An 11787-nucleotide genomic window follows, 5' to 3' on the forward strand; every position below is an offset into this window, starting at 1 on the left:
CACTTTATGAGGGGTTTATGTGTAATTTTGAACCATTTGAGGTCATTTTTTAGAACTTTTTGTTGTAATTATGCACACTAAATTTCATAAATATGTGGATACAAAGCTAAAGTGATGAAGAAAACATCTATGTTATTTTCACTATTTCTTATTCCCTTATTACTACACCCTGCATATGCATTGAATTCATTACAAGATACCACTATGAAAGCTCAAAACTCCGTTCTTACATTAGAGTTTGAGTTTGGTCCAGATGAAATAAAAGAAATGAGAACAAAAACTGTATTCAAACCTACATTGGCAGATTTGTCAATGACATTGTATGGTGATGTTGTGGATCTTAGTGATTCACGACTAAAGGTGTATTCAAATGGAAAATTGTTTTCTATCCTTCACAAAGAACTAGGAATTGTAATGTATGGAAAATATCAGGAAAATTTAGATAACTACAAAATCAATGTTTATTTTGCAACTGATAATGGTTTAAAAAAACAGACAGTCACTACTGGACTCAAATTACCTGAAGATAAAGTGATAGTTTCAGAACCAAAAAAAGAGAAAACCAAATACATTCCAGACTTGAAGATGACATCTTCACATGACTTTAGAACTTACTGGAAAGACACGTTTAATATTGATGTGCAGGCTTTTGATGGTAAAATTAATTCAAATCCAAAACAATCTGATTTTAATGGCAGGATAGATGGTGTAGATGTAAAAGTGATATTGTCTCTTGACAATAAACAAGTTGCCACACTGTCGGGAGTTACGGCAAATAACGGCCACTGGGCTGGAGAATATTATGTCAATGATCGATTTATGCCAGGGGAATACACTGTAGATGTTATTATATCTCATCTTGGTAAAGCTGTATCAAAATCCTCAAGTATGTTTATTATTGGAACAACTGCTGGAGGCGGAACTGGTAACCATGCACCTGTGTCTAATGCAGGTTCTGATCAATCTATAGGTACATCCGTGTTGGTAACTCTTGACGGTTCTGGAAGTTCTGACCCTGATGGTGACACAATTACATATTCATGGACACAGACATCTGGAACCTTAGTTACATTATCTGATGAAACTGCTGAATCTCCAACATTTACTTCGCCAGTATCTGCAGACACATTGGTATTCGAACTTACAGTCACTGATGATAAAGGAAGTTCCGATACTGATTCTGTAACAATTGTTGTGTCCTAAACATAACAAAATGGAAATTATTACAAAGATAATATGCTAATTTAGAAACAAAATCTAAACCGTGTTTCACTATAACCTAGTCTTTTAGGCTCAAAATATCCTAGTTATTTTCTCATGATTTGTAATATGTTAGGGTGTAATAGCGAAGCGTATGCACAGGTGATGTTTTACCACTTTGAAGAGGGATTCAAGAGGCCATTTTGCAAGCAGATAATGAGATTTTGCATTAATCATGCTAAGGAAATCTCACGAGACAACACATCAATTAGGATTCAGGTGTTGAATTGAGGAAAATAGAGATTGACATCAAGGACAAGGACTATCTTGACTTTTTGTCAATAGCAATTGAAGATCAGTTATCTGTTGAGGAAAAACTAAAGGCAATAATCCGATGGCATATCATAACGTATCGAAACAGGCAGAAACTAAACAGTCAAAAGATACTCTAACAATATGCTTAAGTTCATAAAATATTTCTACAATCATGGGCTGCAGTCATAACTTTGTCTATACTCAAGGCTATTTTGTTTGTACAAAATGTGGAAAGCGTTCCTACGGCCGTTCCTACAAGAAAAAACAGGGAAAAAAGATTGCATCAGGAATAACTGTTGTTCTAGTAATAGGGATTGCATTTTTTGCATATTCTAATGGAATATTTGAAATCAACAAAGACAATCTGGATAAATCAATTCAAAACATGCCTCAAACACTTCAGGATGCAGGAAAAACTGCCAAAGACATTGCAACAGACACAAGTACAATTCTTAGAGAAACAATTGATCAACAATTAGAAAATGTACAGATAGAGCCTGCCGATATTACGGTTGAAAACATCAAAAACATTCCTAAATCTATTCAGGAAAACAATCCAATAAACAAAAAACCCGTAATAGACAAAATAAAACTGGAGTTTCAGGTTCATCATCTGACCAATCAATACAGACTTCAAAATGGACTTGCTGCATTGAGTTTTGATGATGAATTATCAAACATAGCAAGACATCATAGCCAAGATATGGCATCAAGAAACTATTTCTCTCATGATTCCCCCGAAGGAAATGACCCTACTGATAGAGCATCTTCCCAAGGATATAGATGCCATAAAGTAATTGGAAATCTAATCTATGAAGGAATTGCAGAAAATATCTTTCAAAACAATCTCTATGATACTGTATGGTACACAAATGGAATTCCTACATCATATGACTGGAATACTCTAGAAGAACTTGCAACATCTACTGTTGATGGGTGGATGGATTCACCAGGCCATAGACAAAACATTCTCACAAAAACATTTGATAGAGAAGGAATTGGAGTAGAAATAGCTGATGATGATAAAGTCTACATCACTCAAAATTTCTGTTGATGGCTTATGTTGCGACCCTATCTTATTGAAATTCGTTTAATGGGAGAACCAAAACATCTGGCAAGACAATTAATCTATGACATTTTTCACAAATTTCGAGTTAGAGGCCAAGTCAGAAAAAGACCCGTGCCCCATGTTACCCTATTTGGACCATTTGGAACAAAATCAATGCGAGATGTAATCCATACTATAGGCGAGGTAGGTTCTGCATATTCAGAATTACCATATGAAATTGATGGGTTTGATTATTTTGAACTAAAGAAAAAATTTCTATTTATCACTACATCATCCAAGAAAAATGTCATCTATCTGAAAATTGTCCCAAGTAATGATCTAAAAGATTTTAGGCAGAAATTGGCAAAACAACTACTCAAATTCACAGATGCAGTAAACACATCCCATGATTCACGTGACAAGTTCAAATTTCATGCAACCATAGCGATGAAAGACATACATTACAAATTTGATAAAATTTGGGAATACCTCCAAAATTATGAAATAAAAACTCAAGGAGTTGCATTAAGAGTAACTTTGCTAAAACAAGGTAAAATTATGTATGAATATGAATTTCCAACTAAAAGACTATTGAATCGAAGGCAGTCATTAAGTAAACGTCATCTAAGAAATTGATATTTCTAAATTAAAAAATGATTTGGTAACAAATAGGATCTAAAATATCTGTCACCAAGTTAGAACTTAAAATGCTTAAATTCATATAATATTCAAAATTGTGTGGGCAATTGCTTTTCATGTAAAAAAAAGATGGTGTCTTTTTTGAGTTTTGGTAGTAGAAAAGATATACTTCGAAGTGGATATAGACCACCTGAAAATATGCAGAATGGTGACAAATTATGCAAATCTTGCTTACTCAAGATTAAAGATATTCAGACTAAAGGCAAGCCACAACGTGAGAAAGTTAGCTTAGGTTTTCAAATTGGAATTCTACTACTCGGTTTGATAATTCCGTTTGTTTGGTTATACCCATTTTATAAAATTGAAAAATTAGGATATGGCTTGATCATCAGTTTAATTTTGACCGTTGGAGGAATTATTCCATTGGCAATATCTGTTAGATTAGATATCGATTCTTCAATCAGTAGTGCTATGCTGCTTTTAATGGTAATTATGTGGTTTGGGAAAATCCCAGTTTTGTTTTATTTTTTGATTAAATGGACTAAAGAATGGAATAAAGAAGCAATTTAGAATATGTATTCATCAACATATTTGGATTATTTCTTCTCTAGGGAAATCTGATCAAAAATAACCTTCCAATTAATTAAAGATGTTACATAATAACTCAATAAAATGTTAGAAGTTAGTCATATGTAGTAAAAATGAAATATTTTTTTAAAACGATCATGTAATCAGAACGATTCATTTGAATCTCGGTGACTGCTGAAAATCAGCTATTCTGAAGTCATCGAACATTTTTCAACAATGCCTAAAATACTAGAAACCCCCTCAATTATTGATGTCTGAAATTTTATTAGAAAAATTGCTTGAAAAACGAGATTTCTATTTGTACACGTTAAAACATCTGGAATTTAGAGGATTTGATGATGAAGATTCTGCGGATACTCAAAAATTAATGAACATGACAATTGAGGAACTCAAAAAAATTGAAAACGAAATTAGAATTATGCTTAGTGAAAACTCATCAGAAGTACATCTTTGATTTCAGTGAGTTTATGAATCCCTTTTGATAAATTCCAACATGATTGAAAAATATGCACAGACTTTATGTGCATTAAAACAGGAGTTTGCAAAAAAGTATACTGGAACCAGCCACATCCAGGAAATAATTCCTACATCTTCTACGGATGAATTCCCTTTTCCACAAGATGACATTGATGCATTACATAATTTTGCCAAAAAAAATCCAATTTATGGAAATTCCTATGAGCAAAAAATTTTAGATGTTTCATGTATGGTTTATGAAGGAGATATCAACGAATACTGGTTAAACAGTATAAAACATGGTTCTAGCTGTCAACCGTTTTACCCGACATGGATTCTGTCTGCATATCTAATGGCATTAACTGCAAAAGAACTAGGATTTAGAGAATTGGTTGATATTGGCTCTGGCGATGGTAGAATTGCATATTGTGGAAAAATTCTAAAAATGGATTCTCATGGTATTGAGATTGATGACGTGTTGGTGGATTTACAAAAGGTTGTTGTGTCATCTACGGGAATCAATTTTAATCCCAACTGTGCTGATGCATTAGAATTTGATTATTCTTCTTTTAATTTCACATCTCCTGTATTTTTCATTGGAGGGTTGTCTCAGATGGGGGGTGATGTATTGGCAACAAGCATTATTGAAAAAATAAATTCCATTTCAAATCTTAAACAAACCACTTGCATCGTATTTGCCGGTTCACACTCTAAAAGACAACTTTCAGGAAATCAAAAATCTGGAGGATGGAGTGGATTGATTGAAAAACACAATCTGATTGAACTCAAAACAATACTTCTTCCAACCGTGTGGACATTCGATCAGGATCTGGACACTCCTTACATTTTTACAAAATTTATCTGATCAATGAAAACTCAAAAAAATAACTTCCATTTTTAATACCACACTTTTTTACATGCACTCTTTGATTGTTTTGAGGTGCTTCTGAAACACTTCCAATTATTTTCACATGGTCTGAAAATTTTGCCAAACAAAAATAATCTTGTTCTTTTTTAGAAAACTCTATAATTTTACCTTCAAATGGGCCTTTTTTTATTACGACTTCTCCAAAACACACGTTACAATAATCTGATGGTGGCCATATTGTTTTTCTACACTGTGCACATTCACCAAGCACAAAATTACCTTTTTCTATTTCTTTTTCTATATTCAATTTTCCAACACCAATACTGTTGACGAAGTTGATGCAGCTGACATGTTGTGAACAAGTCCTAATTTTGGATTTTCGACTTGTCTTGAATTTGCTTTTGTTTGTAATTGCTGTGTGATTTCAATTGTTTGAGCTATTCCTGTTGCCCCTAAAGGATGCCCTGCCCCTATTAACCCTCCACGTGGATTTACTTTTGTATTGTTTGTTGAAAGTAATTCTTTTACATAATCAATACCTTTTCCGCTTTTTGTGATTCCTATTGCCTCTAAAGCCATAAGTTCACATACTGAAAATGCATCATGAACTTCCATAACGTCAACATCTTTTGGCTGATTATCAGACATTTTTAGTGCTGTCTGAGCAGCAATTCTTGATGATTCCATGGAACTAAATGTGATATTTTTTGAAAAACTTGCAGATGTTGTTTTCTGACCTATGCCTTTAATCCAAATGGGTTCATTTGTGTACTTTCTAATTGTGTCTTCGGATGCTAAAATTATGGATGCTCCTCCTGTGCATGGACGTGAACAGTCAAGCAGTCTGAGATCCTCTGTTAGTTTTTTGGAGTAAATTACATCATCAACGGTGTATTCTTTTTCTGATAATGCATATGGATTCTTTTGAGCTAATTTGTGATTTTTGACAGAAACTAGGGCAAGTTCTTCTTCTTTTACATTGTACTCGTTTTTGTATGCTTTAGTAAAAATAGACGCCCAAAATATTGGATGTTTGAATTCTCCTCTGGAATTATCCCACTCGAGGATCTGTCCTGGACTGTCATATCTTTCAGCACCTGAAACTAAAACCACATCTGCCAATCCTGATGCGATATAGGAATATGCTGAAACAATAGCATTTGTTCCAGAATTACAAAGACTCTCAATGGTGTGGGCAATTTTTGGTTGTATTCCTGCAATTTCAGATAATACTGAACCTAAGTATTTTGAATTGTTGTTTGTAGAGACTAAAACTGCATCCACATCTCTTTGGTTTAAGTTTGAACTGTTGTGAAATAAATTTTTTACAGACTCTAATAATACTGATTCAATTTTACTATCATTTCTTGTAAATTTTGTCATTCCATATGCTGCAATACCTACTTTACAATTCATTTTTCATCAGAAAAAGTCTTTACAAATAATTTGAATGAATCACCCACATCGCCCACGGGATTAAATTGAATAATGGGCAAATTAATTCCTGTTTCATTAAATTTTACTAGTTGTTTCTTGCATTCATCAGGAGTTCCACAAACTGTCAATTCGCTAAGCATCTTGTCTGTAACTAATTCATAATTTGTTTTAAACCCTGATCTCTTAAATTCTTCAAATATTTGACTTGTTTCAGATTCATATCCATGTTTTGCAAGGAACTCTCTGTAAATTTTTCCTACAGATACATAAAATGCAAGTGTTTGCTTGGCACGAGTTCTCGCAACTTCTGAATCTTCCGACACACAAGTGATTAATTGACATGTTACGTCAAGTTTTTTCTTTTGTTGCATTTTTTGGATAGTTTCTTTCAATTCGTTTATTGGTCGTAAATAAAATATCACACCATCTGCAATTTCCCATGCCAAATTGACCATTTTTTGATTTACTGCTGCCAGATAGATTGGAATGTGTTCTCTAGGGGGTTTGATCAATAGTGAGAAATTCTTCAAATTAAAAATTCTTCCGTCATATGATATTTTTTTTCCAGACAATGCCAATCGTATAATTTCTACATATTCTTTCATCCTTGTTACTGGTTTTTCAAATTTGTATCCGTGAAAGTCCTCTACAATTGGAATACTACTTGTTCCAAGCCCTAAGATCAATCTGCCTTTAGATACTGTGTCTATTGTTGCAGCTCCCATAGCAATTGATGAAGGACTACGTGAATAGATGTTGATGATAGAAGAACCTATTTTTGAATTTTGAGAATACTGCGAAACAATGCCAAGCATTGTAAAATTTTCCATTCCCCATGTCTCAGGAATCCAAACTGTATCTGTTTTAGTGGCAGAAAGAATTCTTGAGCACTCTAAAACTTGCTCAATAGTCAAAAGCGAGCCTAAACTATATGAAATTCGCATGAATTTGTTATCTCCTTGGAATATTCTAGTGTATCTGTTTTAGTAATGTGTAAATTATGATTGAGGTTGTTTATTATGAAATCTCTTTTGAATTAAAATCATTGAGTGAACAGATTTACGTTGAAACTAGCTCGGGGAGAAATTTTTGGGCAGATGCTACCAAATACGCAGCATCTAAAAATGAAGATGAACCATTTGTAAGTGAAATTGCATATGTGATGGTGACCCTGCATAGAACCGGTGCCTGATTGGCATCTTATTTTATTATTTTATCTACTTCTAATGAACACTCTTCCATATCTTTAAACGAATCTACAGAATACCATTTAACATTCTTGAATTTAACCGTGTTCAGATTTCCTTTTCTTGCATAATCTGGAAAAACTGTTTTTTCAATATCTCCTTTATCTGGCAGGTCTTTGATAGTTGTTTTAAGCAGATGATAAACCCCTGCATTCATCCATAAATCTGAAATCTCTTTTTTTTCTCGAAATTTTGTTACTTTGTTTTCTTTTGTTTCCATAATTCCAAATTTTGTTCTCAATTCTATTGCCGCAATAGAATTGTCACTTTTTATCATTTTTCTCAAATCAATATTTGTAATCGTGTCACCGTTAAGAACAAAAAATGATCTATCTTTTATTTTTCTTGCAGCTTGTTTAATTGCACCGCCTGTGCCTAGAGGAGATTTTTCTTTTGAAAATTTTATCTTAACTCCCATGTTTTTTTTCATTGCAAGATAATTTTCAATCATCTCTGTTTTGTATCCTGTACAAATTATGATTTCATCCACTCCAAATTTTTTAAGATACTTGATTTGCCATTCAATTATGGGTGTGTTCTTTAATGGAACTAGTGGTTTAGGAACATAATCTGTTATTGGGCGAAGTCTCTTTCCTCTGCCTCCTGCTAAAATTATTGCCTTCATAATATTTTCAAAAAAGGCATGACATTATAACTTTGAGTTTTCTAAATTCGATCATTTTTGTTCTTTCCTTTTTTTACAAATTCCACGGAACAAATATCCTGATTTGTGCCTGATCCAATAATGTTGGGTATGGTCTTTTGGATTTTCAAAATCAGTCATGTTTTTTTGAATCATTTTCAGAGTTTACAACATCATCCATCTTTTTTGCAAATTCATTATAGACCTTCTCTAACTCTTTAAGTGGTAATTCTACTCCTAACATTTTCATTGTTTTATTCCAAGATTCAATGTATTTTTCGTCATCTAGTCCTTTTCCTAGTGTTTCTGCAATTGAGTTAACTCCTTCTGTTTTTCCTAATGCATAAATTGCAATTTCTCTGTCTGACAACATGTGATTTTGATTTTTTTTAAACAAGTATTATTTGTTTAAAACAATTCTATAGTTGCAACACCAAAATAATATCCTGCAGCAGTAAGTGCTGTACTCCAAACACATGATCCAATTACGGTGTAAATTAGAAATTTTATTGGATTCATATTGAAAATTCCTGCAGGAATTGAAACTAATTCTCGAATTCCGGGAATCAATCTTCCTATGATTACTGACTTGTCACCATATTTTTCAAACCATCTATCTGCCTTGTCCAAACTAGATTCTTTAATTCGTACATATTTCATGTATTTTACCAAGCCTATCCTTCCTATGCCTTTTGCAACAAGATATATCAAAAATGCACCAACTGTTGCGCCCATTCCACCAGTAACCCCGACACCAAAAATATGAAAATAACTCATATTGTTTTTTAGAATGCTATATCCTGCCAAGGGAAATATTGCCTCACTTGGAATTGGCGGAAAAACGGTTTCAAGTAATGCAGCAACAAAAACACCTGGATAGATGTTGTCTGAAACAAGTGAAATTACAAATTCTATGAATGACTCTATTCCGTTCAATTATTTTCTTCCGTAAGATAGTAATGAAGCTCAGTATAGCATTCCTTGCAATATTCTTCAAAATCGGTATGATCGCAATCATATACTTTGGGTACGTCGTTGTTGCATTTTGTACAAGTAGGCATGTATCTTTAATTTGACAGGGATTTTTTTATCTTTATTCCGCCTAATGCTGCAATGATGGCGCCTACTGCTATCAAACCACCGCCTTCTCCTGCCATTCTGGCAGTATTTTCAGACTCTCCTGCACTTGACATCGATATTGCACCACCAATTATTATCAATATTCCTGTAATGATCAACATGATTCCAAGTCCCTTGTAAGGTGGATTGCGTGACATAAAAAATGCTATAAATGACAATATTATTGGTGGGAATCCAAATCCTATCCCTCGAGTCATTGCATCAAATGGCAAGAATCCTTCTCCTGCACCTCCACCGCCCACAATTACATCTACTCCATATATTGTCAAAAGAATTATTGAAATTCCAGATAATACATGTGGGATGGATACCATGAAACATCTGGCTTTGATTTAATTAATAAACGATTGGGGTATTATCTGCACTAGATTTTTGTAAATTAAAGCTTAGTTGCTTGGTTGTGTTACTACTTTTTCTTTAAGGGGTTCCAATTTCTTTAGTAATTGTTCTATACTCTCATTGTTTTTTCCTACCACGTTAAAATGACCTAGTTTTCTCAACGGTTTGGAAATTTCTTTTCCATACATTTTCAAAAACACATTTGGTTCTGACATTGTAATTGGTTTGTATTTTCCTTCAAATGATTTTGAACCTAAAACATTGTACATTATGGTTGGATATACCAATTTGGTATTGCCTAATTCTAAGCCGAGGATTGCTCTTAGGTGTTGTTCAAACTGTGATGTTTCACTTGATTGAAGAGTATGATGTCCAGAATTATGAACTCTTGGGGCAATCTCGTTTATGACAATTTGATCATCTTGCGTGACAAACATCTCTATTCCAAAAACGCCTGCACCTTTTAGTACCGTCATTGTATTGTTTGCAATATCTTCTGCTTTTTTTGCAACTTCTTCTGATACTCTTGCAGGTGCAATTGTCTCTCTTAGTATGTTTTCCTCATGAATATTCTCAACTAGAGGAAATGTTTTGATTTGTCCTTTTGTATTTCTTGCCGCAATTACTGATACTTCCATCTTAAACGGGACAAATTTTTCAAGCATTAATTTTTGACCTTTGAAATAATCAAATGCCTCTTTGATTTGATCAGGATTGTCTATTTTGAAATTTCCTCGTCCATCGTAAGCATCTCTCCTTGCTTTTAGTAATGCGGGATATCCAAAATGTTCTAATTTTTTTTCTAAATTTTCAATCGAAGATATTTCTACAAATTCTGGCACCGGAATATTGTTGTTATTGAGAAATGTTTTTTGTAAGAATTTGTCTTGGATTATCTTTAGAGTTTCTGGAGATGGTTCAATCTCAGCCTTACTTTCAACGGATTTTAATACATCACTATCTCCTGATTCAATTTCATATGTGATGATATCTGATTTTTCGGCCAATTTGACAATTGCTGCTTCATCTTTAAAATCTGCAACAATCTGTTCAGCACCTACTTGTGCAGCAGGGCAGTTTTCAGTCGGATCCAGTACAATAATTTTTGACACATGTTCTGGAATTGACTTTGCAGCTTCTGCAATCATCATTCCAAGCTGACCTCCGCCAATAATGCCCAAAACTTTACTCATGAAAAACCAAATGATTTTCGATTAAAAATAGCTAATGATATTTTTTGAATTTTGAAACTACAGTTATAGATAATAACTAACTGTGTTTTTGTATAATTATGAATTATTCTAAAAAACCATTAATTGGCATAATTATGGGGTCTAGTTCTGACAGTAGAATTATGAAAGGTGCTGCAGAAGTTTTAGATGAATTTAAGATAAAACATGAAGATCAAATTGTTTCAGCACATAGAACTCCTACTCGTTTAGAAGAATATGCACAACACGCAGAAAAGAGTGGGTTTAAAGTGATAATTGCCGGTGCCGGAGGTGCAGCACATCTTCCAGGCATGATTGCCTCGCATACCACTATTCCTGTAATTGGAGTTCCAATTCTTGTTTACAACGACAAACAAGCAAAAAAAACTGATAATACAAAATTCTCTGCATTTGGAGGATTAGATTCATTGCTGTCGATTACTGAAATGCCAACTGGTTCTCCAGTAGTATCTGTAGGGGTAAACAAAGCAGGAAATGCAGGAATTTATGCAATGAAAGTTTTAGCCAATGAATTTCCTGACTTGAAAAAGAAACTAAAACAACATAAGTCTAATCAACACAATTCTGTTCTAAAAGAATCTGAAGAGATGAAAAAACAAGGCCTCTCAAAATTTGTATCAAAGAAATTCAAATAG

The 11787-nt window shown here is 33.5% G+C and carries 18 protein-coding genes; 9 read left to right on the forward strand and 9 right to left on the reverse strand.

The window, feature by feature from the left end; genetic code table 11:
- Window positions 1-114: 114 nt before the first annotated feature.
- From NsoK4_RS04025 to NsoK4_RS04055, 7 genes are all read left to right on the forward strand, one after another.
- Window positions 115-1203 carry a PKD domain-containing protein gene (locus NsoK4_RS04025; RefSeq protein ID WP_211688385.1) on the forward strand — a complete coding sequence of 363 codons (1089 nt, stop codon included), beginning with the start codon at window positions 115-117 and terminating at the stop codon, window positions 1201-1203.
- Window positions 1204-1487: 284 nt separating this feature from the next.
- A complete protein-coding gene (locus NsoK4_RS04030) occupies window positions 1488-1652 on the forward strand; it encodes a hypothetical protein (protein ID WP_211688387.1) in 165 nt (54 codons plus the stop codon).
- Between the two features lie 35 nt (window positions 1653-1687).
- Window positions 1688-2569 (forward strand): CAP domain-containing protein, encoded by an 882-nt coding sequence (locus NsoK4_RS04035; RefSeq protein WP_211688389.1) that lies wholly within the window; start codon window positions 1688-1690, stop codon window positions 2567-2569.
- 6 nt (window positions 2570-2575) lie between these two features.
- Window positions 2576-3199 carry a 2'-5' RNA ligase family protein gene (locus NsoK4_RS04040; RefSeq protein ID WP_211688392.1) on the forward strand — a complete coding sequence of 208 codons (624 nt, stop codon included), beginning with the start codon at window positions 2576-2578 and terminating at the stop codon, window positions 3197-3199.
- A 144-nt stretch (window positions 3200-3343) separates the two neighbouring features.
- A complete protein-coding gene (locus NsoK4_RS04045) occupies window positions 3344-3772 on the forward strand; it encodes a hypothetical protein (RefSeq protein ID WP_211688394.1) in 429 nt (142 codons plus the stop codon).
- 268 nt (window positions 3773-4040) lie between these two features.
- Window positions 4041-4244, forward strand: coding sequence for a hypothetical protein (locus NsoK4_RS04050; RefSeq protein WP_211688397.1), 204 nt, complete (start codon window positions 4041-4043; stop codon window positions 4242-4244).
- Window positions 4245-4283: 39 nt separating this feature from the next.
- Window positions 4284-5111, forward strand: coding sequence for a hypothetical protein (locus NsoK4_RS04055; RefSeq protein ID WP_211688399.1), 828 nt, complete (start codon window positions 4284-4286; stop codon window positions 5109-5111).
- On the opposite strand, the gene NsoK4_RS04060 is transcribed toward NsoK4_RS04055, so the two are convergent.
- Genes NsoK4_RS04060 through NsoK4_RS04070 form a run of 3 tightly spaced genes read right to left on the reverse strand, consistent with a single transcriptional unit; the run spans window position 5104 to window position 7495 of the window.
- On the reverse strand, window positions 5104-5421 hold the full coding sequence (locus NsoK4_RS04060; protein ID WP_211688402.1) for a zinc ribbon domain-containing protein: 318 nt from the start codon (window positions 5419-5421) through the stop codon (window positions 5104-5106). The two genes, NsoK4_RS04055 and NsoK4_RS04060, sit on opposite strands and share 8 nt — an antisense overlap.
- The gene (locus tag NsoK4_RS04065; protein ID WP_211688404.1) at window positions 5418-6530 is read right to left on the reverse strand and encodes a thiolase family protein; all 1113 of its coding nucleotides are present in this window, start codon (window positions 6528-6530) and stop codon (window positions 5418-5420) included. Before NsoK4_RS04065 ends, NsoK4_RS04060 begins: the two co-directional genes overlap by 4 nt.
- Window positions 6527-7495 carry an LLM class flavin-dependent oxidoreductase gene (locus NsoK4_RS04070; RefSeq protein WP_211688406.1) on the reverse strand — a complete coding sequence of 323 codons (969 nt, stop codon included), beginning with the start codon at window positions 7493-7495 and terminating at the stop codon, window positions 6527-6529. Before NsoK4_RS04070 ends, NsoK4_RS04065 begins: the two co-directional genes overlap by 4 nt.
- A gap of 56 nt (window positions 7496-7551) precedes the next feature.
- On the opposite strand from NsoK4_RS04070, the gene NsoK4_RS04075 reads away from it, so the two are divergent.
- Window positions 7552-7743: a hypothetical protein gene (locus NsoK4_RS04075; RefSeq protein ID WP_211689078.1), complete on the forward strand. Its 192-nt coding sequence runs from the start codon at window positions 7552-7554 to the stop codon at window positions 7741-7743.
- Between the two features lie 8 nt (window positions 7744-7751).
- Here the strand turns inward: NsoK4_RS04075 and NsoK4_RS04080 are convergent, their stop codons facing one another.
- The 6 genes from NsoK4_RS04080 to NsoK4_RS04100 all read right to left on the reverse strand — a co-directional run bounded on the left by NsoK4_RS04080 (window position 7752) and on the right by NsoK4_RS04100 (window position 11113).
- Window positions 7752-8423 (reverse strand): nucleotidyltransferase family protein, encoded by a 672-nt coding sequence (locus tag NsoK4_RS04080; RefSeq protein WP_211688409.1) that lies wholly within the window; start codon window positions 8421-8423, stop codon window positions 7752-7754.
- 151 nt (window positions 8424-8574) lie between these two features.
- Window positions 8575-8814, reverse strand: coding sequence for a hypothetical protein (locus tag NsoK4_RS04085; protein WP_211688411.1), 240 nt, complete (start codon window positions 8812-8814; stop codon window positions 8575-8577).
- 35 nt (window positions 8815-8849) lie between these two features.
- A complete protein-coding gene (locus tag NsoK4_RS04090; RefSeq protein WP_211688414.1) occupies window positions 8850-9377 on the reverse strand; it encodes a DedA family protein in 528 nt (175 codons plus the stop codon).
- Window positions 9374-9502, reverse strand: coding sequence for a hypothetical protein (locus NsoK4_RS10105; protein WP_256438684.1), 129 nt, complete (start codon window positions 9500-9502; stop codon window positions 9374-9376). Before NsoK4_RS10105 ends, NsoK4_RS04090 begins: the two co-directional genes overlap by 4 nt.
- Window positions 9503-9508: 6 nt before the next feature.
- Window positions 9509-9895, reverse strand: a complete 387-nt coding sequence (locus tag NsoK4_RS04095; RefSeq protein WP_211688416.1) for a hypothetical protein — start codon at window positions 9893-9895, stop codon at window positions 9509-9511.
- A gap of 72 nt (window positions 9896-9967) precedes the next feature.
- Entirely contained in the window at window positions 9968-11113 is a 1146-nt protein-coding gene (locus NsoK4_RS04100) for a 5-(carboxyamino)imidazole ribonucleotide synthase (protein WP_211688418.1), read from the reverse strand.
- 98 nt (window positions 11114-11211) lie between these two features.
- Here NsoK4_RS04100 and purE point away from each other — a divergent pair, with 98 nt between their 5' ends.
- Window positions 11212-11787: a 5-(carboxyamino)imidazole ribonucleotide mutase gene (gene purE, locus NsoK4_RS04105; RefSeq protein WP_211688420.1), complete on the forward strand. Its 576-nt coding sequence runs from the start codon at window positions 11212-11214 to the stop codon at window positions 11785-11787.

It is taken from the genome of Nitrosopumilus sp. K4 (assembly GCF_018128925.1).
In the GTDB taxonomy this organism is placed as follows: Archaea; Thermoproteota; Nitrososphaeria; order Nitrososphaerales; family Nitrosopumilaceae; genus HKST03.

Excerpts from the sequence above, each read along its gene's own strand:
- NsoK4_RS04025 (WP_211688385.1), top strand. The coding sequence starts at position 115 with ATGAAGAAAACATCTATGTTATTTTCACTATTTCTTATTCCCTTATTA.
- NsoK4_RS04035 (WP_211688389.1), top strand. The coding sequence starts at position 1,688 with ATGGGCTGCAGTCATAACTTTGTCTATACTCAAGGCTATTTTGTTTGT.
- NsoK4_RS04040 (WP_211688392.1), top strand. The coding sequence starts at position 2,576 with ATGTTGCGACCCTATCTTATTGAAATTCGTTTAATGGGAGAACCAAAA.
- NsoK4_RS04050 (WP_211688397.1), top strand. The coding sequence starts at position 4,041 with ATGTCTGAAATTTTATTAGAAAAATTGCTTGAAAAACGAGATTTCTAT.
- NsoK4_RS04055 (WP_211688399.1), top strand. The coding sequence starts at position 4,284 with ATGATTGAAAAATATGCACAGACTTTATGTGCATTAAAACAGGAGTTT.
- NsoK4_RS04065 (WP_211688404.1), bottom strand. The coding sequence starts at position 6,530 with ATGAATTGTAAAGTAGGTATTGCAGCATATGGAATGACAAAATTTACA.
- NsoK4_RS04070 (WP_211688406.1), bottom strand. The coding sequence starts at position 7,495 with ATGCGAATTTCATATAGTTTAGGCTCGCTTTTGACTATTGAGCAAGTT.
- NsoK4_RS04075 (WP_211689078.1), top strand. The coding sequence starts at position 7,552 with ATGATTGAGGTTGTTTATTATGAAATCTCTTTTGAATTAAAATCATTG.
- NsoK4_RS04080 (WP_211688409.1), bottom strand. The coding sequence starts at position 8,423 with ATGAAGGCAATAATTTTAGCAGGAGGCAGAGGAAAGAGACTTCGCCCA.
- NsoK4_RS04085 (WP_211688411.1), bottom strand. The coding sequence starts at position 8,814 with ATGTTGTCAGACAGAGAAATTGCAATTTATGCATTAGGAAAAACAGAA.
- NsoK4_RS10105 (WP_256438684.1), bottom strand. The coding sequence starts at position 9,502 with ATGCCTACTTGTACAAAATGCAACAACGACGTACCCAAAGTATATGAT.
- NsoK4_RS04095 (WP_211688416.1), bottom strand. The coding sequence starts at position 9,895 with ATGGTATCCATCCCACATGTATTATCTGGAATTTCAATAATTCTTTTG.
- NsoK4_RS04100 (WP_211688418.1), bottom strand. The coding sequence starts at position 11,113 with ATGAGTAAAGTTTTGGGCATTATTGGCGGAGGTCAGCTTGGAATGATG.
- purE (WP_211688420.1), top strand. The coding sequence starts at position 11,212 with ATGAATTATTCTAAAAAACCATTAATTGGCATAATTATGGGGTCTAGT.